22 protein-coding genes are annotated in these 24087 nt (G+C 46.4%); 4 read left to right on the top strand and 18 right to left on the bottom strand.

Annotated elements, in window-relative coordinates; genetic code table 11:
• The first annotated feature begins 182 nt into the window (after nucleotides 1–182).
• A complete protein-coding gene (locus tag AB432_RS14530; RefSeq protein WP_048032883.1) occupies nucleotides 183–1592 on the top strand; it encodes a sigma-54 interaction domain-containing protein in 1410 nt (469 codons plus the stop codon).
• Between the two features lie 215 nt (nucleotides 1593–1807).
• On the opposite strand, the gene AB432_RS14525 is transcribed toward AB432_RS14530, so the two are convergent.
• The 8 genes from AB432_RS14525 to AB432_RS14490 all read right to left on the bottom strand — a co-directional run bounded on the left by AB432_RS14525 (nucleotide 1808) and on the right by AB432_RS14490 (nucleotide 10717).
• A complete protein-coding gene (locus AB432_RS14525; RefSeq protein WP_082195925.1) occupies nucleotides 1808–3100 on the bottom strand; it encodes an NPP1 family protein in 1293 nt (430 codons plus the stop codon).
• Between the two features lie 396 nt (nucleotides 3101–3496).
• Nucleotides 3497–3988 carry an SRPBCC family protein gene (locus AB432_RS14520; protein ID WP_048032882.1) on the bottom strand — a complete coding sequence of 164 codons (492 nt, stop codon included), beginning with the start codon at nucleotides 3986–3988 and terminating at the stop codon, nucleotides 3497–3499.
• A gap of 19 nt (nucleotides 3989–4007) precedes the next feature.
• Nucleotides 4008–4835, bottom strand: coding sequence for a carbohydrate ABC transporter permease (locus AB432_RS14515; protein WP_048032881.1), 828 nt, complete (start codon nucleotides 4833–4835; stop codon nucleotides 4008–4010).
• 12 nt (nucleotides 4836–4847) lie between these two features.
• On the bottom strand, nucleotides 4848–6158 hold the full coding sequence (locus AB432_RS14510; protein ID WP_048032880.1) for a carbohydrate ABC transporter permease: 1311 nt from the start codon (nucleotides 6156–6158) through the stop codon (nucleotides 4848–4850).
• A 108-nt stretch (nucleotides 6159–6266) separates the two neighbouring features.
• Nucleotides 6267–7604, bottom strand: a complete 1338-nt coding sequence (locus tag AB432_RS14505) for an ABC transporter substrate-binding protein (protein ID WP_048032879.1) — start codon at nucleotides 7602–7604, stop codon at nucleotides 6267–6269.
• 23 nt (nucleotides 7605–7627) lie between these two features.
• Nucleotides 7628–8686 carry a Gfo/Idh/MocA family protein gene (locus AB432_RS14500; protein WP_048032878.1) on the bottom strand — a complete coding sequence of 353 codons (1059 nt, stop codon included), beginning with the start codon at nucleotides 8684–8686 and terminating at the stop codon, nucleotides 7628–7630.
• Nucleotides 8687–8697: 11 nt separating this feature from the next.
• Entirely contained in the window at nucleotides 8698–9666 is a 969-nt protein-coding gene (locus AB432_RS14495; protein WP_048032877.1) for a sugar phosphate isomerase/epimerase family protein, read from the bottom strand.
• Nucleotides 9667–9730: 64 nt separating this feature from the next.
• Nucleotides 9731–10717, bottom strand: coding sequence for a substrate-binding domain-containing protein (locus AB432_RS14490; RefSeq protein ID WP_082195924.1), 987 nt, complete (start codon nucleotides 10715–10717; stop codon nucleotides 9731–9733).
• A gap of 189 nt (nucleotides 10718–10906) precedes the next feature.
• On the opposite strand from AB432_RS14490, the gene AB432_RS14485 reads away from it, so the two are divergent.
• Nucleotides 10907–11803 (top strand): NAD-dependent epimerase/dehydratase family protein, encoded by an 897-nt coding sequence (locus AB432_RS14485; protein ID WP_048032875.1) that lies wholly within the window; start codon nucleotides 10907–10909, stop codon nucleotides 11801–11803.
• Between the two features lie 12 nt (nucleotides 11804–11815).
• On the opposite strand, the gene AB432_RS14480 is transcribed toward AB432_RS14485, so the two are convergent.
• The 7 genes from AB432_RS14480 to AB432_RS14450 form a co-directional block, all read right to left on the bottom strand.
• Nucleotides 11816–12304, bottom strand: a complete 489-nt coding sequence (locus tag AB432_RS14480; protein WP_048032874.1) for a MarR family winged helix-turn-helix transcriptional regulator — start codon at nucleotides 12302–12304, stop codon at nucleotides 11816–11818.
• A 146-nt stretch (nucleotides 12305–12450) separates the two neighbouring features.
• Entirely contained in the window at nucleotides 12451–13788 is a 1338-nt protein-coding gene (glyA, locus tag AB432_RS14475) for a serine hydroxymethyltransferase (protein ID WP_048032873.1), read from the bottom strand.
• A gap of 11 nt (nucleotides 13789–13799) precedes the next feature.
• Nucleotides 13800–14462 (bottom strand): GntR family transcriptional regulator, encoded by a 663-nt coding sequence (locus tag AB432_RS14470; RefSeq protein ID WP_048032872.1) that lies wholly within the window; start codon nucleotides 14460–14462, stop codon nucleotides 13800–13802.
• 177 nt (nucleotides 14463–14639) lie between these two features.
• On the bottom strand, nucleotides 14640–15239 hold the full coding sequence (locus AB432_RS14465) for a TetR/AcrR family transcriptional regulator (protein WP_048032871.1): 600 nt from the start codon (nucleotides 15237–15239) through the stop codon (nucleotides 14640–14642).
• A 7-nt stretch (nucleotides 15240–15246) separates the two neighbouring features.
• Complete coding sequence (locus AB432_RS14460) at nucleotides 15247–15996, bottom strand: alpha/beta fold hydrolase (RefSeq protein ID WP_048032870.1); 750 nt, start codon at nucleotides 15994–15996, stop codon at nucleotides 15247–15249.
• Between the two features lie 152 nt (nucleotides 15997–16148).
• A complete protein-coding gene (locus tag AB432_RS14455; RefSeq protein ID WP_048032869.1) occupies nucleotides 16149–17081 on the bottom strand; it encodes a response regulator in 933 nt (310 codons plus the stop codon).
• A gap of 4 nt (nucleotides 17082–17085) precedes the next feature.
• Nucleotides 17086–18345, bottom strand: a complete 1260-nt coding sequence (locus AB432_RS14450; RefSeq protein WP_048035810.1) for an ATP-binding protein — start codon at nucleotides 18343–18345, stop codon at nucleotides 17086–17088.
• A 267-nt stretch (nucleotides 18346–18612) separates the two neighbouring features.
• On the opposite strand from AB432_RS14450, the gene AB432_RS14445 reads away from it, so the two are divergent.
• Nucleotides 18613–19590, top strand: coding sequence for a glutaminase (locus AB432_RS14445; RefSeq protein ID WP_048032868.1), 978 nt, complete (start codon nucleotides 18613–18615; stop codon nucleotides 19588–19590).
• A 43-nt stretch (nucleotides 19591–19633) separates the two neighbouring features.
• Nucleotides 19634–21046 carry an alanine/glycine:cation symporter family protein gene (locus AB432_RS14440; protein ID WP_048032867.1) on the top strand — a complete coding sequence of 471 codons (1413 nt, stop codon included), beginning with the start codon at nucleotides 19634–19636 and terminating at the stop codon, nucleotides 21044–21046.
• Nucleotides 21047–21364: 318 nt separating this feature from the next.
• Here the strand turns inward: AB432_RS14440 and AB432_RS14435 are convergent, their stop codons facing one another.
• The 3 genes from AB432_RS14435 to AB432_RS14425 form a co-directional block, all read right to left on the bottom strand.
• Nucleotides 21365–22243, bottom strand: a complete 879-nt coding sequence (locus AB432_RS14435; RefSeq protein WP_048032866.1) for a PhzF family phenazine biosynthesis protein — start codon at nucleotides 22241–22243, stop codon at nucleotides 21365–21367.
• Entirely contained in the window at nucleotides 22240–22434 is a 195-nt protein-coding gene (locus AB432_RS14430) for a hypothetical protein (protein WP_048032865.1), read from the bottom strand. The genes AB432_RS14435 and AB432_RS14430 overlap by 4 nt, the downstream gene beginning before the upstream one ends.
• Nucleotides 22435–23150: 716 nt before the next feature.
• A complete protein-coding gene (locus AB432_RS14425; RefSeq protein ID WP_048032864.1) occupies nucleotides 23151–24080 on the bottom strand; it encodes an acetamidase/formamidase family protein in 930 nt (309 codons plus the stop codon).
• Nucleotides 24081–24087 lie beyond the last annotated feature (7 nt).

Here is a 24087-nt window from a genome sequence, read left to right as displayed (position 1 = left end):
CATGTGATTCTGCTCATCTTGCTTCTGCTTTCCTCCCTATAGAAGAGCAAGTAGCATGCCAAACAATTGAAAGCGATTTCACAACAAAACACTTCGAGAATGATCATTTTTGCATATGCATTATTGCACACGAATGATTAATTCTGATTATTCCGTTTACAAGCCTATTTAGGAGGACTTCGATGTATCAAACCAAGTATTTCCAGGCCAGTGACAATCATGAGCTCGCAAAATTGCTGACGACCATATTCAGTACGTCCCACGATGGATTGGCGATCTGTGACCGTAACGGCTACGTCCTGCTCTACAATGAGGCGTACTTGAACATCACGGGAGTTCCAGCCGACATCTTGAATAATTTTAGCTTTATGGAGCAAAAAGAAATGCATCTGGTTCCTGACTCTTCTGCTGTACGTACGATTTTGACAAAACAAACGCATAGTGTCGTGATCGATTATGCGAACGGAAGGCAAGCGATCAATACGGCTACCCCGCTGCTCGATCCAAACCAGGAATTATTGTTTGTGGTAGGAAATGTACGTGACGTAACAGAGTTGAATCAGCTTCAGAAGGAGCTGGAGGAAACACGTCAAATCAGTTCCGCGTATCAAAGAGCGTTGCAGCATATCCAAACCGATGGTGACTTTGATGAGCAGATCATTTATCGCAGTGGGCTCATGCATCGAATCACTTCACTCGCCAAACGATTTGCGACCAACGACTCCCCCGTTCTCTTGCTAGGCGAGTCTGGTGTCGGTAAGGATGTCATGGCGAACTACATTCACGCCCAAAGCGGACGTACAGGGGAATTCATTAAGATAAATTGCGGGGCCATTCCCGAGCATTTGCTCGAGTCTGAATTGTTTGGCTATGAGAAAGGCGCCTTTACGGGGGCAAGTCAATCGAAGGAGGGATTGTTTGAACTCGCGGATCGAGGAACCATTTTTCTCGATGAGATTGGAGACCTCCCTTTTCCTTTACAGGTGAAGCTCTTGAATGTCTTGCAGGATGGGCGGATTCGCAGACTCGGGGGAAAAACATCACGTCAGGTTAACATGCGAATCATCGCTGCCACCAATAGCGACTTGGAAGCGATGGTCGAACAAAAGCGTTTTCGGCAGGATTTGTTCTACCGGCTAAACGTACTAGCCCTCACCATTCCACCCTTGCGTGAGCGCCGCGAGGATATTCCGGCTCTCATTTTCTACTATTTGAAAAAGCTCGAATGGAAGTACCAGCAAGAAATGCGGATCGAAACAGATGCGTTGGAGGCGCTGATGGATTATGATTGGCCGGGGAATACACGCGAGTTGAAAAATGTGGTGGAACGTTCTTTCCACATGTGTGAAAATGGGCGAATTACATTTGATCAGTTGCCTGCGTCCATTCGCAATACCCAGCAGACAGCCCTGCCGCTCCATCTCGCCAAAATGGATGAGCTGTTGCCGCTAAAAGAAGCAGTCGAACGGTTTGAACGTGCGTATATCCAACGCCTCTTGAAAGAGACCGACACCATGCAGCAATGTGCGGATAAGTTGCAAGTGAACATATCCACGCTCGTGCGAAAAAAACGTAGCCTCGGAATCAAATAGTGCAAAAATAAAAACCCGGTACAAGCCAAACGTATAGATTACTACCTTTCTGTAATTCAAGACCTGTTCAACATTGAAGTTGTTGCCTGGAAGGTTTCCCGATGAAACGAAACAACCAGTTGCCGGTTGAATTCCGACGACTGGTTGTTTAAACTTGCAAGGTGTTTTGAGCTCTGTCCTACAAATCTTTCTTTGAAACATACCTTTTCTCCAAATCAGCGTGTATTGCTAATTTTAAATGATGATGCTTTGTCATGAAAACCTTCCAAGATAAATACCTGTTCAGCATTCGTATCATTTACATATTCTTTTTTAGCCCCACCATAGTTTGCATGTTCAAAAAGCTCCACTTTCGTATATGCTCCTACAATCACAGTTGAAGCCATATCGTTAAAAGAACTACCAATTGGGCTATTGGCGAATGACGGTTGTGAGACTGTTTCTGTATAGTAATATCCTGAATTGCCGTTATTATTATAAGGATGTTGTAAAAACGTTACACTATGCTGTGGAAGTGGATCAATTTCGTACGACGATATCGTATCATTAAAGGTAGTGAGATCGTAGGTTTTCACATCATTACTATCATTAATGATCGTATGTCTATATCCACCCTTATTCGAATGTTGATACCCCACAAGCCTTGTGTGTGGGTCCAATTTGACACTAGAAATTTTATCTTCAAAGTATGCTCCGCCTGGATAACTTCCCACCCAGTTTCTTGAGACTGAATCTCTAAAAGATTGACCTGTGCCTGAATCATCTTCAAAAAATGTTACAAAGTTACGCTTTGAATCATCTGCATAAGCATCAAAAGGAATCCCCGAAGGTTTTGCACTGTTAAGGGCGTCATTGAATCGTTCATCATTGATTTTAATCGTTGCGTCTCCAAAGTCTGTTTGCATCAGTGTATTTCGTACTTGAACGTTCGGATAACCATCCCATCCAACTAACGGTGGTGAAAACCATTTACCTGTATAATTCTCAGGTGGTTCGTCATTACTGTTTGCCAGACGAATAAAATGAGTGGAACCTCCATCTTTGTGGTAAACCACTTTTGGGTGATTGTTTTCAAACAATACATTGGATCGAGGATCTACTTTCCAACCACGATGTTCTGAACGGGACACATATTGGATTTGATTATCTTGAATCCACACCACCACATGTTCCCAGTCGTGTCTGTGTCCACTCGCCGCTGGACCAAGAGTAGACTGATCTTTTTCAAAATAGCTAGCATACATAATCGCAGTCCAACCGTTATTCGTTTTGGATCTGGAATAGGTATTTGAGTTTTCGAGCTGTCGAGGGTCTCGGCATTTCCCGTTCACGTCTCCACCTAGGGCTAGACCGGGATTCGTCCTCCCCTCAGGAGTTATTGCTGAGGTCGCATAGCATCCATCTTTATCATAGTCATATATCGGTACAAACTCCAGTTCTAATTGCGATGCATTCTGCGGCAGCGCACTAATCACATCTGCACTTGCATTCCCAGCATTCAACAGCATTGAAAGTAAAAAAACAGAAACGGCAGTAGCTTTAGCAATAGCTTTTTTAGTATGAATTATGAATCCCTCCTAGAAATTTTTGGTAATCAACGATTCGTTGACTGACTCGATAATATTATGGATAAAACAGTATGTAAATGAAAAATATTCCAGTTGATAAACGGATTTAATTCTAAGTAAACACCTCGCCTACAAACTCGATACGAGCAAGGATTGGCCAACCGTCGACGCCGTAAACGGATCGTTCAGATGGAGTGAAATCAAGGAATAGTATCGAGAAGACGACAACCAGCACAAAGAACCGTCAGTGCATTCTTGACGGTTCTTCCTCGTGATTAATCGTTACAATCGATTTCTTTATTTTTCAGCAAGCCCAGCCTGGGGCTATGACCAGACCTATTTCACAAGCCCTTCTCTTAATGTCTTGATCCCATGCTCCAGATACCCCTTCAAACAGCTTAATACGTACACCCAGCCTTCTTTATTGTCGATCATTTTTTGAAGGAGCATAGGATCATCTTCTTGAAAGCCCTCTTCGTTCACTTCAATGATCGTCCTGGCTTCATCCAACGCGTTTAACATAATCGTTACGGTATTTTCTTCTCCCGCCCACTGGAAAACGATTCGTTTATTCACTTGGATTTCGTGAACGGTAATCCCTACTTCTGCATTGTAAATATCGTAGAATAACGTAATGTTCTTCCCTACTTCCCACCTTGCCGAGCTGGAAGAGAACCAGAAGTTGCCGATTTTCGCCGGGTCCACGAAAGCTTCGAACACTTCATGGACAGGCCTGTTAATCTGAAATTTTGTGAGATTATTCATGCGTCCGTCAACTCGCTTTCTGAGAGCTGCTTCCACCGTATCACAATCATAGTTGCGGGACAAATGATAGAATGACTCCCTTTTATTCTTTGACTGCCCCAGAAGTCAATCCTGAGATAATCCGCCTCTGGAAAATCAGCACCATCACTACTAACGGGATCGTCACAATGATGGAGGCAGCCGATATTTCTCCCCACGGGATTGTAAACATTCCCTGAAACATGACGATTCCCACAGGCACAGTCTTCATCGCTTCCTGTGTATTCAACGTCAAGGCGAACAAAAATTCATTCCACGCTGCGATAAAAACGAGGATGGCGGTCGTAAAAACCCCGGGCATGGCGAGTGGGAAAAACACTTTGGTCATCGTTTGCCAAATGCTCGCGCCGTCTACTTTGGCTGCTTCGCCCAAATCACTCGGTATTTTACGGAAAAAGATGGTCAGATTCCAGATTGCGAGCGGCAGTGCGAAAGTTGTATAAGGAATGATCAGGCCGATGTAGCTGTTCGTTAAGCCCATCGATTGCATGAACATAAAAATAGGTGAAAGGGTAGCGATCTGCGGAAACATGGACACAGCCAGTACGACACCCAAAATGATCGCCTTTCCCCGAAAGGACAGCCAGGCAATTGCGTATGCAGCAAAAGAAGCGATCGTAATGGAGTAGAGTGTGGTTAACGTCGCCACGACAGTCGAATTCCACAAGTAACGGGCAAACGGTCTTTCCGTAAAGACGCGGACAAAGTTGTCAAACGAAGGATTTTGGATGATAAAATGAAAGGCTCGCTCCCCAAATAGCTCCGCTGGTGGCTTCAATGCTGCGAGGAGAATCCATAAAAACGGGAACATCACAAGAAAAACGAATAACAGTAGACCCACGTAAAACAAGGGACCCGTGTGTTTGCGCATCCAATCACCTCCTTATTTGCCGCTGCCATCACTCAGCAGATCAGCTCCCAATATTTTGACATAGCCGATGGAGATCAATACCACACACAAAAAGACAATGACTGCGAGCGCCGAGCCTTCCCCAAAGCTCATTTGAGCGAACATCGTTTTGTACGCGTAGATGGAAATCGTCTCAGTCGAGTTCCCGGGTGCCCCACCAGTCAGCGTGTAAATCAAATCAAATACGCGGAACGCATCAAGTGTACGAAACAATAGCGCCACCAGAATGGTTGATTTCAGCATCGGAAGCGTAATACGAAAAAATTGCTGGGTGCGGGTGGCACCGTCGACAGAAGCTGCCTCGTACAAGCTTTGCGGGATCGTTTGCAAGCCTGCAAATAAAAGCAAGGCCATGAATGGCGTCGTCTTCCACACATCTGCCAAAATGACGGAAAACATGGCTCCAGCCTTTGTTGTTAGCAGCATTCCCATATCCGAGATCAGCCCTGCCTGCTCAAAAAGATAGGCGACGATGCCATTTTGCCCATCGTACAAAAACTTCCACATCATCGCAGAGATCACAGTCGGAATCGCCCACGGTATTAGCACGGTTGCTCGTACAAGACTCCGACCGCGAAAAGGTCGATTGATCAATAGTGCAATCAATATGCCGAGCACCAGTTCAATGGCAACGGAGATAACGGTAAAAAACGCCGTATTGTACAGAGCCCCCCACATCCGAGCATCCGTTAAAAACTTCTTGTAGTAGGTAAAACCAACAAAGTTGGGCTCGATAATCGAAGCTTCAATGCCTTGGATCACGCCAAGAGCACCCTCTGGCTTCGAAAGCAGCTTTTGTTCACTCATTTGCAAAAGGACCGCTCTGACTTCCGCCAAGCTGGTTTTGATAGACTCTGTTTGTTCGTTCGAGAGGCTCACATATTTAAGTTCTATGGGAACTGGTTTAAAGTCAAGCAATAGCTGGTCGATCATTTGGTATCGGCTCGCGACCTCGCCTGTTTGGTTGAGGGAAGTGTTCATTTGTTCGATTTGCGCTTGGAGCGCGTTCAGTTTTTCCTTTGATGACCCCTGTGCAGAGTCCGCCTCCCTCTTCACATACCGGAGCAAATTGGGTAACGTACTGACGTAGCGTTCCATATCTAGTCCATATGAAGAGTGAATCTCTGATTTCGTCGGGTCGTTCAACCGGATATCGTGCAGACTGATCCAAAAGGATCGCATAACAGGCCAAATCGCGATAACAAGTATGATGAGCAGTGCAGGAAAAATCAGCAAATACCCCATCTGTTTTTCTGAAAGAGACCTTTTGGTTGATCGATTCATCCGTTCACCACCTTCCTTCCCGCTAGAAGCTTGCTTGGGTTAGACTGATCGCTGTGCAACTTCCAAGGAAGCCGGTTTGCCCTCCTTGGAAGCGCCACATGTTGCTGCTTATTTTTTCATCAAGTCGTTCATCTGCGTTTCCATGTTTTGCACCGCTTGCTCGACTGTTTGCTGTCCCGCGAGTGCTTTGGACACTTCAATCTGGATTACTTCCGAAATTTTTGGATAGATCGGAGTCGTTGGACGAGATACAGCAGCACTTACGCCATCGACGAAGTCTTTGTTGGCAAACAACGGACTGGCTTTTTGAACATCGGCATCTTCGTAGGCTGGCAGGTAAGTTGGGGCGAGCCCACCTTCTACCGCGGATATTTTCTGACCCTCTGGACCTGTCATGAATTTGAGGAATTCCCATGCTTCTTTCGGGTGCTTCGAGAACTTGTTGATTCCGCCCATCCAACCGCCGAGTGCTGCTGCCGAGCCTGCATCTCCTGCTGGCAGTGGAGCGATCGCGACTTGATCGACGATTTTGGACTGGGCCTGATCCTGCGCCAGCGCGAACTGATACGGCCAGTTGCGGATAAAAGGTGCCTGCCCCTCGAGGAATGCGGTGTGTGATTCCGGCTCCATGAATGTGGTGATATTGGTTGGGACGAAATCAGATTTGACGACCTCGATCATTTTTTTCAATCCTTTGATCGTAGCAGGATTGTTGACCGCTACTTTTCCTTGTTCATCCAAAATTTTCCCACCGTATGATGCACTAAACTCGACAAAGTTACAAACCAATCCTTCATATTGCTTGGCTTGCATCAGGTAGCCGAACTTCGTGCCGCCCTTGCCCTTCGTAGTTTTCGCTTGGGCAATCAGGTCATCCCACGTCTTTGGTGCTTCGGATACGAGATCTTTGCGGTAAAACAGGAGTCCCGCGTCGATAAACTTGGGCATAGTCCATTGCTGACCGCCAAAGTTCCCGGCATCCATGGCCCCTTTTATATATTTTCCAGTCTCGATTCCATCTTGCTCCATCAGGCGGTCGAGCGGCAGAAGATAACCCGCTTGTGCGAATTCAGCAGGCCAGATGACATCGAGGTCAAACACGTCGATCTCGGACGATTGCGCACTGAACATGGTGACGTATTGATCATGACTCTGTCCGGAATCGGCAGGCATCTCACGGATTTCTACTTCGATATTTGGATGGTTTTTTTGGAAAGCTTCCACGAGCTTTTTGGTGGAATCCGTCGCGTCTTTTCCGCGTGCGTAGACAAGCTTGATTTTTTCGTCTGTGGGCTGTGCTGGCTCTGTTTTGGGTGCGGTTGGTGTTGAAGGCTGTGATGGGGCTGTATCCGTAGATGCTTGCTGAGGTGTAGAAGAACATGCTGCCAATGAGATGGCCATTAATAAGGTAAGTCCAACGGATGTAAGTCTGTTTGCAACTTTCATCTAAGTAACCCCCTATGCTCATATTAGAAACGGACTGCTTCCCCTTTTTGTGCGGATGCGTAGATGGCTTCGATCAATCTGTTGATGTACAAGGCTTGTTCCGGTGTGCAGAGCACCTCTGCTTTCCCTTCGATGGCGTCTACGAAATTACGGAATAGGAGTACGCGCTCTTTTTGAGGCTTTGATTTTAATTCTGTCGAGGCAGTTACGCCGTTCCACTCGTGATAAAGCGTGAACTGGTTATCCAATAAACGAAGGGATGCCCCGCCTTCTTGTCCATATAGTTGAAGGAAAACGTTTTCCTCTTCGATGTGAGAAGCCCAGCTTGCATCGAGCGTAAGCGACAATCCATTCTCAAAGGTGATCATCGCCACTGCCATATCTTCCACGTCAAACTTACCGGTATCATCGATCGTGCCCCACTCTGACAAGCCGCGTTTGTGAGGCCCAAATTGCGCGTACGTTTGCCCGAGGACGGATACAGGCTTTGGATGATCCAAGAGCCATAAGGTCAAATCGAGCATATGTACGCCGATATCAATCAACGGACCGCCGCCTGCCCTTTCTTTTTGCGTAAACCAGCTTCCCCATCCTGGAATCCCATTACGTCTGACCCAACCGGTTTTGGCGTGATAAATATTTCCCAGCTTGCCTGCCTTCAGCCATGCTTTGACTTGCAGGGAATCGCTTCGGAATCGGTTGTTTTGTGCGACCATGAGGATTTTGTCTGCTTTCTTTGCAGCTTCGATCATTTCTTCTGCTTCCTGGGCATTCATCGCCATCGGCTTTTCGCACAGCAAGTGTTTGCCTGCTGCAAGCGCACTTTTGGTGGCCTCTGCATGCAAGTAGTTCGGGACACAAACAATGATCGCATCTATATCAGACTCTTGTAGCATTGTCTCATATTCGGTGAAAACCTGTGGAATGTCATGCCGTTTCGCACGATAGGCAGCCATTTCTGCGGAAACATCTGCAATGGCAACTACCTCCGCTCGCGGCTCTTCTCTGATCGCCTCCAAGTGTGCTTCTGTAATCCCCCCTGCACCGATGATTCCGATTTTCCATTTGCGTTGACTCGTCATTTTCTCCCCTCCTACACCCACCATAGATTCTGGACTGGTTCTCGCAAGATGACTTGCTGCAGGTTTTGAACAGCGCGCTGAAAACCTTCTTCCATCGACATGATGGCATCCTCGTGCTCGATGCTCACGACATAATCGTATCCATTCATACGCAGTGCACTCATCATATCCGCCCACGTCTGTTGGGAATGCCCATAGCCTACGGTTCGGAAATACCAGGCACGTTCATGAAGATTGGCGTAGGAATTCATATCCGTCAACCCGTACATGTTCACTTTTTCCTGGTCAATATACGTGTCTTTGGCATGGAAATGATAGATAGCTTTTTCTTTGCCCAAGATTTTGATCGCAGCTACCGGATCAATTCCTTGCCACCACATGTGACTTGGATCGAAGTTTGCCCCAATCCCCTCGCCTACCTGTTCCCGCAGCTTCAGCAGTGTGCCTGGTGTGTGCACGAGAAAGCCCCCATGTAGTTCCAACGCAACCTTGACATGATGCTCAGTCGCATAAGCAGTCCACTCGCGCCAGTACGGGATAAGCTTCTCGTTCCATTGCCAATGGAGCACGTCGCGATACTCATTGGGCCAAGGAGCAACGGGCCAGCTTGGGTACTTCGCTCCTTCGTGGTCACCTGCCGTACCAGAAAAGCAATTGACCACAGGCACCTCCAGCATCTCGGCTAGCTGTACCGTTTTCACAAACGTATCGTGGGACTGCTGCGCAAAGCTTTTCTCTGGTGTCAATGGGTTGCCGTGACAACTGAGTGCGCTGATTATCAATCCCCGATCCTCTACTGCTTTTTTGTACGCTCGTCTTTTTTCCGGATTTTCCAACAGCTCATCCAGATTGCAGTGCGCATTGCCCGGATAGCAGCCTGTGCCGATTTCCACCGCTTCTAAACCTGCTGCCCTCACATGATCCAGCATTTCTTCGAACGACTTCTCGCTAAATAGAACGGTAAATACACCAAGCTTCATGTCTCTTCACCCCTTTTGCATTCGTAAACTCGTTTGCTTCCTTTATATGGTGAGACTTGTTACCTCATTCCAGTAAAGCGCTTACAGTTTGGCGAATCACGAGATGGTGTGGGACGGTGCTCATTTTCTCTACGGGTTCAATGCGGATTTGTCTGAGTAATTGCTCTGCTGCGGCTTTTCCGTACATGAACGGGTCATTTTGCACGGTGGTGAGCATAGGGCGGGAAAGGGAGGCGAGCTCCAAATTGTCGAAGCCCATGACGGAGATGTCTTCTGGTACACGAATGCCATGGTCGTACAAGTAATTGAGGACGCCAACCGCCATCAGGTCTGTTGCAACAAAAACTGCTGTCGGACGAATTTTTTCCTCACAAATACGGCGCATGGCTTCGTAACCGCTCTTGGCTGTGAATTCTCCTTCCACGACGAATCCTTCATGGATGGGCAAATCATGTGCCCGCATGGCTTTTCGGTAACCGCCCATGCGATCCAGACCGCACGGCGGGTCCCACAGTGGACCTGATATACACGCGATTTTAGTGTGGCCTTGTGAGATGAGATAAGCAGTAGCATCATAGGAGGCTTGCACATTGTTGACGTTGACAGTCGGAATCTGATAGCCGGGCAAATCGTGGCCGGTAACAACTAGGGGAACCTGAATCTCTTGCAGCGTCTGGATATTGCCCTCCAGGAAGTGAATACTCGCGATAATGACACCATCGATTTGTTTTTCTTTGAACAGGCGCAAGTACTTCAGCTCTTTGTCCACTACTTCATCGGATATCGCCAAGAACATGCTGTAGTCGTACTCGCTAATGACACTGTCGATCCCATAAATGAGATTGGAGTAAAAATTGTTGGAGATATCGGGAATCATCACCCCGATGATGCGGGTTTCTTTGCTGACCAAGCTCCTGGCAATCGCATTCGGTTGAAAGCCCGTCTCTTGCACGATTTTCAAAACTCTTTCCCGCAGCTCTGGACGGACTGGCTTGGAATTGTTCAGCACGCGCGAAACAGTCGCGATGGAAACGTTGGCGAGTTGTGCGATGTCTTTAATGGTTACAGTAATGGTTCTTCACTCACTTTCCATGTAACGGGTAAACGTTTTCCTAATGTGAAAATAACACCCTGTTTTTGTTTTGTCAATATTCTGTTAATTATAAACGCTGTTGACATCACCGTAATGTTATTAAATAATTTAGTTACTAAATTAATTATATGCTAAGGAGGTTTTGTCATGAATGTTTTCCTTACAGGAATAACTGGTTACGTCGGGTCCGTAGTCGCCGAGCATTTTCAGTCTCTGGGGTATCAGGTTGCTGGACTTGTTCGATCGGAAGAGAAAGCGGAGCTGTTGCTCACACAAGGGTTCACCCCTATTGTTGGCGATCTTGCGGATACCACACTACTAACCGAAAGTGTTAAAAAATTCGATGGTGTCATTCATATGGCGATCTCGCACACATCTGATATGGAAAAATTGGATGTAGCAGCGGTTCAGGCCATGCTAGATGGTTTGGAAGGCACAGGGAAGCCATTCATTTATACGAGTGGAACGCTGATCTATAACGATACGTACGATAATGTCGTGGATGAGAACTCCCCTCTCAATCCTTTGCCTTTTCTCCAATGGAAAGCGAACCAGGAGCAGGAAGTGTTAGGAGCAGCCGAGCGCAATATTCGTACGATCGTCATACGTCCTACACTTGTATACGGTCGTGGCGGTGGACTCGTCCAAGCAACGATTCAAAGGACGAAGCTCTCCCAATCAGCCAACTATATCGATGACGGGCAAACAGCATGGTCTACTATCGATATTGATGATTTGGCGAGACTATACGAATGCGCTTTTTTACGAGCACAGCCAGGCTCATTATTCAATGCAACTTCCAAGGAAATGATCACGACGAAAGAGCTCATAACTTCGATCGCAAAAATAGCTGGGATAGAAAAAGTGGAATCATGGAGCTATGAGGATGCGGCAAAAGCGTTAGGACCAGCCGCTTGGGGGGCGAGCATCAACCAGAGGATATCTGGATTACGCGCGGAACAACAGCTACATTGGAGCCCCTCTGCAAACTCGCTCCTCAAAGAGCTGGAGCAAGGTTCTTATCAAAACAACAAAAAACCATAGTCCATCATCGAACTATGGTTGTGATTCATCGCTATCCTGATAGGAATGCAGGAATCTGATTGATTTCGTTAATATCCGTATGAGTGCCTGCGCATCATCCGTACCAAGATACTCATGCAGTTGCTGAAAACGATTAAACAGCTCTTGCTCTCTCGCTGCCACAAAATCAAAGCCCTCTTTCGTAGGGGCCACGAGAATGGAGCGTCGATCCTTGGGTCCCACGGTACGGGTGATAAGCCCAAGTTGTTCGAGTGATTGAATGACATGCGTCACGGCTGCTGACGTTATTTTCAACTGCTTGCCTAGCTCGGAAACTCTGATGCCGTTCGTGCCTGGGGGACTTACGTAGGTCAAGTGAACAAGCAAATTCAATTCGCTCTGACGAAGGTCTTTCGAAGGACTGAAAACATGTCCGATCCGCTTTAACTGGCCAAATACGAGAGCCAGCTCTTTCGTCGTATGATCAATGGTAACATCCGAGTTTGTATGGTCTGTACTCATCCGTTTAGACTCCCATTCTTTGATGGTATCAATCGATTATTTACGAAAAGAAATGACATTGTCAAGAATGAGAGTCTACTTACGACTCGAAAAAGCACCGTATGCCAAGGCCTGAACTCCGGCATACGGTGTTTATCCTACCTATTCTATTCTGGGAAGCAGTACTGCATCTTGCTAAACGATCTGCGCAATTCGATCACCTTTGACTGGACAACCTCGGGCTTTTCCCTGCCGGACAACACACTTACAATCAGCTCTGCAATCGTGTCCATCTCTTGTTCTTTCATGCCAAAGCGGGTGACTTCTGTCGTCCCGATACGCAAACCGCTTGGGAAGTCCCAATCCTCTGGTCCGTCACCTGGAATCAAATTTTTGTTCGTGATGATATTCGCTTCAGCCAATCGCTTGCCTACCTCGTAACCACCACCAAACTCTTTTACGTCCAGAATGACTTGATGTGTACGTGTATAGCCTTTGTGTGCGCAAAGCACCCGTATTCCCCGATCATCGAATGCTTTACCCAGTGCTTGTGCATTCGTCACAATTTGTGCCATGTATTCCGTGCCAAATGCCAAAAACTCTGCCGCCGCTGCTGCCAATGCCGCTACCCGGTTGACTTGATGTGTAGCGGCAAGTGCCGGGAAGATGGCATCTGTTATCGGTACAGATAGTTCCGGGTCATTCCAGACGATGATGCCGCTTTGTGGACCGCTAAACGTTTTCCCAGCCGAGCCAGTCATCACACATGCCCCTTCTCGCAACGGGTCCTGAAATTGACCGCCTCCGATCAACCCCAACTGGTGTGCACCATCAAAATAAATGCGACCACCCCATTCTTTCACGATCTCAGCCATCTCCTTCAGTGGAAATGGAAATAACGTCATGGACGCGCCTAGGGTAACGAGCTTTGGCCTAACTTGCCGTGCGACTTTGGCGAACTCGTCCAGATCAACAGTAAGCTCAACAGGGTCCATTGGCACATCGACAATTTGCAAACCACGAATGCCAGCAGGCCCGTCCACCCGATTGCTGGAATGTCCCCCAAACGGTTGCGCGATCGTCATAATCGTATCGCCCGGTTGCGTTAACGCCGCATAGACCGTCATGTTCCCAATCATGCTGGCTACCAATCGATGGTCAGCGAAATTGGCTTGGAATACTTTTTTCAACAGCTCAACACATAACGCTTCGATTTCATCGATATATTTCGTGCCAGCAAACCATCTCTGCGTGCTGCCGATATGTCCTTCCGCAGCGCGAGTACCTACCTCAGAAGCGAGCAGTTGACGTACGATGGGCGTAGTGGGTGCTTCTGGTGCGAGCAAATTCAAGCATTCCTCGCCTCGCCAAATCGCATTGCGGTTTACTGCATTCACGATCTCTTGCTGAATCAGACGGTGGGACGGACTCTCTTCGATAATGGAACGCGCCCATTGCAAAACACGCGAATCATGTACTTCCCCCTTCATTTCAACCGTACTCATGCCATTACCCCCTATTCATCATTGGAATGGTTCGTAAGCAATCTGCCAAGGTTGATCCAGTTTTCTTCCATCAAAGAAGAGGCTAGCTGACTGTTGTTGTCTCGAATCGCTTCGATGATTCTACGGTGCTGTTCTACTGACTCCACCCCTTCTAAAGAACCGAACCGAGCAAATTCCAAACGCCGAATTTTCGGTACAACTCGCTCAAGTGCCAGGTAAATTTCACGATTCCCCGCAGCCTCGAGGATCACCTCGTGAAAGCCGTCATCTGCTTCAATCGCTTTGATCACATCTTGCTGTTCGAGTGCGACCTGCAGCTTTTCATTCCATTGCTTCAGACTACGGATGACCTCCGATTCAACTGGCATCGCCAATCGTGCTGCCAACCCGTGCAAGGCCGCAACAACTGGAAACGCGTTCTTCGCCTCCTTTTCAAGTAAGGGTGTCACTCGTGTGAGAGAGCCGGGAACGGATTCAATAAGCCCTTCGTCCTCCAACCGTTTGAGCGCTTCTCTCACAGGAGTTCGACTCACGCCAAATAAAGCCGCCAGTTCGTTGTCGTTGACCCGTTGTCCTGGCTTTAGCTCTAGCATGACAATCGCTTTCTTCAAGCCTTGGTATACCTGTTCGCGTAATGATGGGCGTTCGATTTGTTTGATGAGGTTAGTGTCCATGAAACCAATATATTGGTTTTGATTATTTCTGTCAATTTCAAATATTTAGATATATAATGGAGACGGTTTGAACGGATTGTGTTTTGGGCTTTTCAGTTATACCAACGGTACAGAAAAAAGAGGCTACCCCACCAATCATTTACGAATGGGATATCCTCTTCAATTTTGAACGTAACGCTATGATTCTTCCGGAGGACTACAATACTCCCGAATCATCTGCTCCTTCATCTCTTCAACCGGAAACCCTTCCGGATAAGTCGTCATCATCAACATTGCTCCTTGGAGCGCCGAAGAAAAATAGAGCGATCTCAATCTGGGCTGCTTTACGCCTAACTGTTTGAATATCTGGCACTGGACTTCAAACTGCCTGCGCGACTCCTCATTTAATTGCTCTCTGTAAGAAGCAAGTACCCGATCATCTTCGGGCTGCGTTTGCAAATTCAAGTAAAAACGATAGATATCCGGCCGCTGGTAGACGTTATCAAGCGCACCGTTGACAATATGGCGCAGTTGTTCGTGCGGCGTTGCAAGCTGAGTCGCAGCCTCCATCACTTCTTTTACTTCCTCGATCCGTACCTGAACCATCGCGGCGAGAAGCTCTTCTTTTCCTTTGTAATAGTTGTAAAGAAGTCCCTTCGATATCTGGGCCTGTTTGGCTACATCGTCGATTGAGGTCGCGTGGTAGCCTTTTTTTATGAAGAGCGTCATTGCGGCTGCATGGATTTTGTCTTTTGCAGCTTGGCGAATTCGCTCATTTTCAGCTGGGGTACGCGGCACGGTTCAGTCAATCCTCCAAAAATTCAGTGATAGCGCGAGCGATTTCTTCAGGATGCGTCAACGTTGGTTTATGATCGGCACCCGTAATCTCAACAAACCTTCTCTCTGGTAATACTTCTTTAAAATATTCAGTAATCCGTTTCGCATCCAGGGCATCTTCCTTGCCGATTATCAAGCATGTTTGATTGGCTAATTTTTCGAGCCGTTCAATCGCAGGCGGCTGCGGCCATACAGACTCCCATGTCGCCCACTCGAACATTTTTGCTAAATTATGTTTCGCCATCTCTGTCAGAAGATCCTTCTGTGGACTTCCCATCACGACGCGGTACGGGCAGGCCGATAAGGAAAGCTCTACCATACGGTCAACATCCGGCGTTTCTTGGATTTTCTGCATCCATTCCGTGAATGGCTGACTCGGTGTATACCCTGTCAAATCAGGAGCAATCAGCACGAGCTTGCTCACTCGCTGCGGATAAGTCAGCGTAAAATCCGTTGCAATTCGTCCGCCTATTGAGTGCCCTACGAGCGTGGCTTCGTCCAGCTTAAAATGGTCCATAACGGCAAGCAAATCATCGACGTAGTTCGCTACTCCTGTTGGAGACGGCGATTTCCCGCATCCGCGTCCGTCGAAAGCGATGACCTGATAATGCTTCGCCAAAATCGGCGCGACATACATCCAATCTCGCAAATCAGCACCGCCACTGTGCAATAAAATGACTGGTTTTCCTTCCCCTGAAACCTCATAGTACAAATCCATCGGTGATCCCTCCGTGAATTGCAGATTTGGTATACAATCCCAGTTTATTATTGAATGAACGTTTAGTCAATGAAAACGAGATACTCCCATACAAAACAAAAAGCCCTAATCAACATGATCAGGACTTACCTCTACCGTCAGACAAAGAACAATTACGCCTCCGACTGAATGCGCTTCGCCTCTGCGTACAGCACTTGAATGAATTTTTTCATATTGATCCGAATATCTGAACCCGGCGATGCGGCATTGCTCTTTAACTCCGCCATCTTCTTCCACACATACGTAAAATCAAAAAACTGCGAAGCGTAATTTTCGAACTTCCAATTCGAGAGGTCCGCAAGCCCAAGCGACGCCAAATGATTCAGCGACTGATAGATCGCTCGACGGACTCTCTGCTCAGAAGCTTTGACAACCTTGGCGACCTGTGGATCGTCCACAGCTACTCCGTGCCTGTGCTGTGCTACTGCCACAAAGATCTCTTTCAGGGCTGGAAATCCATTTTTAAACGTATGCGTCTGTTCGTATCCATGCAAGAAGTCCAAAATATCTAGCAAGTCATTGCTTCCATTGTCACCCGCGATACCCAACTCCGTTAACAGAAACTGCCCCGCCTCGCGAAGTGGTTTGCCCTGTGACGGACGAAGTTGTCCGGAAGGCTGCTGGTCCACTTGCATGACAGCATTCAGCGATTTGTGAATGTCCCGTATCGAACGCTCGAGACGAATTTTCTCGATCACTTTTTGGAGGATCGTTACGACTTCGATCTTGTTTACAGGCTTGATAATGTAGTATTCGCTTCCAAGGGCATACGCTTGGGCAATCAAATCTTTCGTTTCTGCCTGAGAGATCATGACGATCTTTCCTGTGAATGTCGGCTTCACTTGGCGAATCGTCTCAATCCCATCCCGGTTGGGCATGAACAAATCGATCAGCATAATATCTACGTTGCGTGCGGTTAATGTATGACCGTCTACCATCGAGCCGTCAGATGCTTCCCCCACGACTTCGCCCAGATTCTCGTCTTCTATGATTTCCGTCAACATGAGGCGAACGGCATCATCGTCATCAACTAAATAAAACAGCATCTTCTCACTCTTTCTTCGTTATCGGATCAATTGGTAACCGCATGAGAAATGTTGTCCCCTTCCCATCTACTCCATCCTGTAAGGAGATTTCCCCTTGCCATTGTTCCACCAATTGTTGTACATAAGACAGTCCGATCCCTGTAGAGGGGTTGCCGGTTTGATCGTATTTCGTAGTAAAGCCAGGCTTGAACAGCAAAGCCTTTCTCCGTGGAGGTACTCCCGGTCCGTCATCGTTGATTCTGATTTCCACAAGATCACCTATCCGTTCAATTTCAATGGAAATCGCTCCTGTTTGCTGGATGGCCTCCACTGCATTTGCCACCAAATTATTAATCAGGGAAAGCATCATGAAAACGTGATAGAGCGGATGTGTCCCCGTAATAGAAGCTGTGATTTGTATGTCCTTCTCCAACAAAGTTGCATACTTCATATTGCTTCGTTTGATAATGTCCACGAGCTGATGGATGTCCATGTAATCCGTGATGCTTTCATCGGATATCAGCTTGTGAAGCCCTGCAAAAATGCGTTGGTTGTCCTTTTTAATCTCGTGAACCTCGCCTGCGACAATCAATGCTTGCTTGGCAAATCTCTCTACATTCGTGGGCACCTGTTCCTTATGAAGCTCCTGCAAGCCTTGGTATAGCTCAAAAGACTTCATACTAATACTCTCGGCATTTTGCAGTGTTTTTTTCAGATGAATCGATTCCTCATACAAGGTGGAAATCAGCATCAGCATACGCTCGTTCTGTTTTCTTGTCTGCTGCTCTCGGGACTGTGCTTCGTACAGCTTCATCATGTTGAGAAAACTAATGACGATAAAGCTGTGGGACAGAGCGATAACGAGCATCTCTTGCACCGCTCCCCATGTGAGGACGGTATCTAACAGTACATGTTGCGAGAGAACCTCAATCAGGTCGGCCAATACCTCGATGACCATTCCCATCAATCCAACCAAAATCGTCCTGTTGTGAAAATGGCGTACTCCGGTTAAATAAAACAGAACAGAATAAGCAAAATAAAAGAAAAAGCTAGAATAGTGCGCTTGGAGAGAAGCCTCCCATACTGATTGATTCCCGGCGATAAGGTCAATCACAATCCGAAAGCATACGACCGTAATCCCCGTCAAAAAACCAGCGAGAACAGATGGAATTCTTTGAAACAGTAATAAAAAGAAGAAAAAGGTAGGAGCTCCAAAGCTAATTCGAAATGTCTCATTGACGGGATAAAATTTCAACTCCCCTGCCAACGGAACCGTAATAAGCATGAGCGCCAATATATACCAATCTCGTTTTACTTGTGTTTGAACACGCACGCTTTTCACTTCCCATGTTGTTTCTTGATGCCCCTATCTATTTTTACCGAGGATACGCCTGTAGGACAAGTCTCAAAAAAAAATGGAGCACTCACATGAATCAATCTGTGAGTTTTTGTTTTATTTTGTAGGGTGGTTGTAAAGTGTTCATTATATGTATTTCGCGAAGCATGGAAGCGCTTTCTCTTCCTCTTCGCGTAAGAGCAGTGTATTCGATTTTTGGGGGGACAGGCGTTGATTCAACAGGTTTTACTCGTGGATGAATTACAGCAATGGGTGGAACAATATCGTTCCAAGGCATCTGAAGGAAAATGTGCCAGTTATATCCCTGCTTTGTACAGAACAGATCCGAATCAGTTAGGAATTTGTATCATCGAGCCTACAGGAAAAATGCACACAGCGGGTGACTGGGAAGTTCCTTTCACGATGCAAAGTATTTCCAAAGTAATCAGTTTTATTGCTGCTTGCTGCTACCATGGTATCCCTTACGTGTTGGATCGGGTAGATGTAGAACCGACTGGAGATGCATTCAATTCCATTATCCGTCTGGAAATGAACAAGCCAGGTAAGCCTTTTAATCCGATGATCAATGCGGGAGCGATAACGACATCTTCACTCCTCCCTGGTCAGACACCGGATCATAAGCTGCGCTACTTGTATGCATTTTTCAGTAAAATTACAGGCGTTACACCAATGGTGAACGAGGAAGTGTTTCTTTCCGAATGGGAAAACTCTCACAGAAACCGGGCACTCGCCCACTATTTAAAGGATACCGGCTATTTGGCGTGCGAAGTGGAAGACGCTTTGGAGGTCTATCTCACCCAATGCTCGATTGAAGTAACCACCGAGCAAATTGCTTTGATCGGTCTCCTTTTGGCACTCGATGGCTACCATCCGATGCGCAACGAACAAGTTCTCCCGAAAGATGTCGTCCGTCTAGCCAAAGCACTGATGCTCACCTGTGGCATGTACGATGCATCGGGCAAATTCGCCGCGAATGTTGGCTTGCCCGCAAAAAGTGGCGTCTCAGGCGGAATCATGACACTGGTTCCTCCTAACCGCAAACCACGTTCACCGTTTCAAGATGGTTGTGGAATCGGTATTTTTGGACCTTCCATTGACGGTTGTGGAAACAGTGTAGCGGGCGTTTCTTTGTTAAAACATATGGCTCAGGAATGGGATGTAACGATTTTTTAGAGAATACTAAGGAAAAATTCATAACAAAATTCGAGGTGACACGATGCAACAATTCTTACTCGATGTAACAGCTACTATTAACGATTTTTTGTGGTCCTATATTATCATTATCATGCTAATCGCGTTAGGCTTGTTTTTTACCTTCCGTGGCAAATTTTTGCAAGTACGCATGTTGCCAGAAATGCTCCGTTCCATTAAAGAAGGGAGAGCGAAAGACGATGGCGGCATCTCCCCTTTCCAGGCTTTCGCTATTAGTATGGCCGCGCGTGTCGGTACAGGGAACATTACGGGTATTGCTATTGCGATCGCATTAGGTGGTCCTGGTGCGGTATTTTGGATGTGGGTCATTGCGATTATTGGTTCTGCATCCAGCTTTGTTGAGAGTACGCTCGCTCAGATTTATAAAATCAAGGATAAGAACGGTTTTCGTGGCGGTCCGGCTTATTACATGGAAAAAGGGTTGAACAAACGTTGGATGGGCGCCCTGTTTGCTGTCCTTATCACCCTTTCGTTTGGTCTCGTATTTAACGCCGTGCAATCCAACACCATCACGATTGCCTTTGAAAATTCTTTTGGGACAGATCGACTGGTACTCGGTATCATCATGACGATCGTATTTGCGGCAATCATCTTCGGCGGTGTGAAGCGCATTGCGAAAATGTCTGAGTACATCGTCATTGTATTGGCTGTATTGTACATCGGGATGGCGCTCTTTATTGTGATCCTGAACATCTCGAAAATGCCGGAAGTCCTTTCTCTGATTGTGAAAAACGCATTCGGCTTCGAGCAAATCGCCGGCGGTTCTCTCGGTGCAGCGCTCATGCACGGCATCAAGCGTGGTTTGTTCTCTAACGAAGCTGGTATGGGTAGTGCGCCGAATGCTGCGGCTACAGCAACAACAAGCCATCCAGTGAAGCAAGGTTTGATTCAAGCATTCGGTGTTCTATTCGATACCCTCGTGATCTGTACAAGCACAGCTTTTATCATTTTGCTGTCCGGCGCATACACACAACAAGGACTGAGTGGCATTGAGCTGTCACAAGCAGCACTGAGCATTCATATCGGTTCTTGGGCTTCTGGCTTCCTTGCCATTATGGTATTCCTGTTCGCCTTCAGTACATTGATTGGTAACTACTACTACGGCGAGACCAACATCGAGTTTTTGAAGACAAGCAAAGCATGGCTATTGCTGTATCGTTTGAGTGTACTCGCTATGGTGTTGTTCGGATCAGTGGCAAAGGTACAGCTTGTGTGGGATTTGGCCGATTTGTTCATGGGCTTCATGGTCATTGTCAACCTGATTGCAATCGCCATGTTATCAAAAGTCGCCTATGCTGCTCTACATGATTATTTGGAACAGAAAAAAGCAGGAAAAGATCCTGTGTTCTACAAGGACAGTATTGAAGGCGTGGATAATATCGAAGCCTGGGATGCTGCTCCATCGTCCAACAAATAGCTCTGCAAATCAAAACGAGAAGCTTGCTCAGTCAGCAGCTTCTCGTTTTTGTTTAGAGAAAATAAAGTATTAGACTGGCCTGGTTTATTGAGCTATCGTACCCGTTAGCTCAATGCAACTATGTGTCGCTCACGATCTTCAACGCAACGACCTAGCATTGCGTTAGCCCCGAGGAACGCAAAACGATCAAAATCAAAGGAAACGACAGATATCTGCTCACGCATACATCCTCTGCTATCTATCCCCGCCTTGCCATTAGCAGAATTAGCCTATTTGCCCCTATAGTATAGTGGCTGAAAACAAGCTATTTAATTCCGCTTATATCATGATATGTCTTTGTTCAATGCCAGCCACTGCACCGCCAACTCGAACTTGGTTGATTTCACCGCTCTCGCTCAGGCGCAAACTTGCCTTGATTTCAGAAGGACAATCCATCGAATACCCTTGCCTGAACATGACATGCTCTACTTCCTGCAAAGATCGTTGGCCATGTTGGTACAAATAGCTGAGCAGGGCACCGTTGGATGTTCCTGTCGCGCTTTCCTCGGGAATATCGTACAGCGGCGCAAAATTCCGGCATTCCGCAACAGCATCGTCTGGAGTATCCAACGTGAACAGATGATATCCAACCACATCATATTTTTCGCTGATGGCGGTTATAGCGTCAAAATTGGGCTGAACCTCATACAAGAGCTTCCTGCTGCGGATCGGGATAAAAATGTCCCGCAGTCCCGTCGAAACAATTTGGATGGGTAACCCGGTTTCCAGATCCTTGGTATCCATTCCCAAGGATGGTGCTATTTCCTCACAGGATATCCTTTCGAGAAATTTTGGTAAAGCCTGTGACAAATAAACAAGACCCTCGGAGCTAATATCGACATCCAAAATCCCTGCCTTGGTTTCTATCGTATAGAAGGTCCCTTCCTTTGCCAAACCCAGCGAATGCATGAGTCCAAATGCAGCAATCGTGGCGTGTCCGCACAGATCAACTTCGCTGGCGGGGGTGAAATAGCGGATTTTGTAATCCGCAAGCAAGGATTTTTCCATAAAGGCCGTCTCCGAAAGGCCCAATTCTTTCGCGATGAGCTGCATATCTGCAGCATCCAGCGACAGGCCATCCTCTAAGACAACACCTGCAGGATTACCACCACGCTCCCCTTTCGAAAACGCATTTAACGTATACACTTCCACATTCATGTTCCGCTCGTCCTCTCCTTATCTTCAAAAAAACGATGTGCGCAACAGCACGTCTCACTCGCTGCCATGAGACGGATGTCAGGGCTCCGCGAATAATAAGGACTATTCAAGTCAATCTCTCCCGCTCCGTACGGCATTACATAATGTGCACTCCAGACCGGCTCTCCCTGTTCATTAGTATCCATATACATCGTACCGCAACCACCTATTTGGAGAAACATATTTAAGTCTGGTTGACACTACAAGCGAAACGAGGGGCTGCCGGCTTAACTTATGAACTGAATGTGATACAAAAAGGATTGGAGTCTTTTCATTCTTTCTTAAAAGCTCAGGATTGAAGTATTCGGTGCAATACCCACATTAAATACAAGAGTCAAAGATCGCTCCCAAACTATATTAAGGGTTTACTGCTTAATTTCCAATATTTTCCTTATGGTGCTTTAATCTACTTTTCGTAAGAAAAAAATAAAAGACAGGATTATTCCTGTCTTAGTCGTTTGTGTCAATAGTGCAGTGCCATCCATAATGGTGGAGTGCCCCAACTCTTTATAAAAAGTCCAAGAGATACAATCTGTTGGCTTCATGCCGATCTGCGGTGGCTAACCCTAAAGGTCACTGCACATTCTAATTATTCCACATAATCTATCTCTTGTCTTCTCTTTAGTTTCAGGGTTAACCTTCCGGTTTAGATACCTGTAAGGCTAAAAAGGAATAAGTATCAGTTATCTAAAAACACTCAAAATTATTGGCTTTCACGTTAGACTCAGTAGTATAACTGATACTCCATTGTAAATTTATCTTTAGCAATACTAGAGTACAAGTCTGAATAAAATCAAAGTAGAATTCTAGACACCAGTTATTGAACCAACTGGCAGTTTTGCTTGATAAGATTCTTTTATCTTATTTTCTATAGTATGGCCTCTTTGGATAATAAGGCATGTACCCCGTTTACACCATTGACTAGCTGCGTTATACGCAAATCAACAAGAAGGCTTGACAAATTTAACGCTTCTTTTCGCTCAAAATTATACAATTCCTGCATCCAATCAAGCATTCCCTCTAAGGCAATCATCGCTGCTTCATGTACATCTTCATGGAATCCAAAGGTAATTCTCTTAAGGGGAGTTTCTGCTCTTGGGAACGATAAACATTGATCAATGACTGTGAAGGTTAGATCGACTAACTGCATTGGGCATTCGAGAGCTGGACTGGATACCTCTCCATCACCTTGAACAGCATGACCGTCACCAACAGAAAAAAGTCCACCTTCTACTGCTATCGGTAAGTATAAAATACTACCAGGTATAAGTTCTTTACAATCAATATTCCCTCCACAGAACCTTGGAGGGTAAGTGGAGTGTATCCCTTCCTCATTTGGAGGCATGCCCATAATACCCATAAAGGGATTGAGCCGTATTTTATGTCCTTTGTTACTAATCCCTAGATTGTTAGAAGCATCTAACTCCCACATCAAAACATACTCTGGTCCCTCGTGAAGACCCAATCTTTTGTTAATAGTATTCGGAAATCCACCTCCGCTACTCCAGCCCCAATTACCGGTCTTAATATCGTTAATACGAATAGCCAAGGTTTTTCCTTCTTTTGCTCCATTAATGTAGATAGGTCCGATCAAGGCATGTCCGCTGTCTTGTAGATGATCTCTTTCGCAGAATTTCTCTCTTACACCGTCTAATTGAAATGGACCAGTATTCCACCCGGCTTCAATAGTCTCAAAGCGAACGGTGTCACCCGAATTGATTGATACTATTGGAGTGAACTCCTTTGAAAAAGAACCGTGCAGAGTTGAACGATCTGGGTGAATAAAAAACTCCGCCATATAGACA

Origin of the sequence: Brevibacillus brevis (assembly GCF_001039275.2) — a bacterium.
Taxonomy (GTDB): Bacteria; Bacillota; Bacilli; order Brevibacillales; family Brevibacillaceae; genus Brevibacillus; species Brevibacillus brevis_C.
Note: the sequence above shows the minus strand (reverse complement) of the source record. Positions and strands in the feature narration are given on the sequence as shown.

Bases quoted from the DNA above. Each gene is read 5' to 3' on its own strand.
- AB432_RS14485 (WP_048032875.1), top strand. From the start codon at position 10,907: ATGAATGTTTTCCTTACAGGAATAACTGGTTACGTCGGGTCCGTAGTC.
- AB432_RS14460 (WP_048032870.1), bottom strand. From the start codon at position 15,996: ATGGATTTGTACTATGAGGTTTCAGGGGAAGGAAAACCAGTCATTTTA.
- AB432_RS14425 (WP_048032864.1), bottom strand. From the start codon at position 24,080: ATGGCGGAGTTTTTTATTCACCCAGATCGTTCAACTCTGCACGGTTCT.
- AB432_RS14455 (WP_048032869.1), bottom strand. From the start codon at position 17,081: ATGCTGTTTTATTTAGTTGATGACGATGATGCCGTTCGCCTCATGTTG.
- AB432_RS14510 (WP_048032880.1), bottom strand. From the start codon at position 6,158: ATGAATCGATCAACCAAAAGGTCTCTTTCAGAAAAACAGATGGGGTAT.
- AB432_RS14480 (WP_048032874.1), bottom strand. From the start codon at position 12,304: ATGAGTACAGACCATACAAACTCGGATGTTACCATTGATCATACGACG.
- AB432_RS14470 (WP_048032872.1), bottom strand. From the start codon at position 14,462: ATGGACACTAACCTCATCAAACAAATCGAACGCCCATCATTACGCGAA.
- AB432_RS14525 (WP_082195925.1), bottom strand. From the start codon at position 3,100: ATGCTGTTGAATGCTGGGAATGCAAGTGCAGATGTGATTAGTGCGCTG.
- AB432_RS14515 (WP_048032881.1), bottom strand. From the start codon at position 4,835: ATGCGCAAACACACGGGTCCCTTGTTTTACGTGGGTCTACTGTTATTC.
- AB432_RS14440 (WP_048032867.1), top strand. From the start codon at position 19,634: ATGCAACAATTCTTACTCGATGTAACAGCTACTATTAACGATTTTTTG.
- AB432_RS14435 (WP_048032866.1), bottom strand. From the start codon at position 22,243: ATGAATGTGGAAGTGTATACGTTAAATGCGTTTTCGAAAGGGGAGCGT.
- AB432_RS14530 (WP_048032883.1), top strand. From the start codon at position 183: ATGTATCAAACCAAGTATTTCCAGGCCAGTGACAATCATGAGCTCGCA.
- AB432_RS14450 (WP_048035810.1), bottom strand. From the start codon at position 18,345: ATGCTTATTACGGTTCCGTTGGCAGGGGAGTTGAAATTTTATCCCGTC.
- AB432_RS14430 (WP_048032865.1), bottom strand. From the start codon at position 22,434: ATGTATATGGATACTAATGAACAGGGAGAGCCGGTCTGGAGTGCACAT.
- AB432_RS14495 (WP_048032877.1), bottom strand. From the start codon at position 9,666: ATGAAGCTTGGTGTATTTACCGTTCTATTTAGCGAGAAGTCGTTCGAA.
- AB432_RS14505 (WP_048032879.1), bottom strand. From the start codon at position 7,604: ATGAAAGTTGCAAACAGACTTACATCCGTTGGACTTACCTTATTAATG.
- AB432_RS14500 (WP_048032878.1), bottom strand. From the start codon at position 8,686: ATGACGAGTCAACGCAAATGGAAAATCGGAATCATCGGTGCAGGGGGG.
- glyA (WP_048032873.1), bottom strand. From the start codon at position 13,788: ATGAGTACGGTTGAAATGAAGGGGGAAGTACATGATTCGCGTGTTTTG.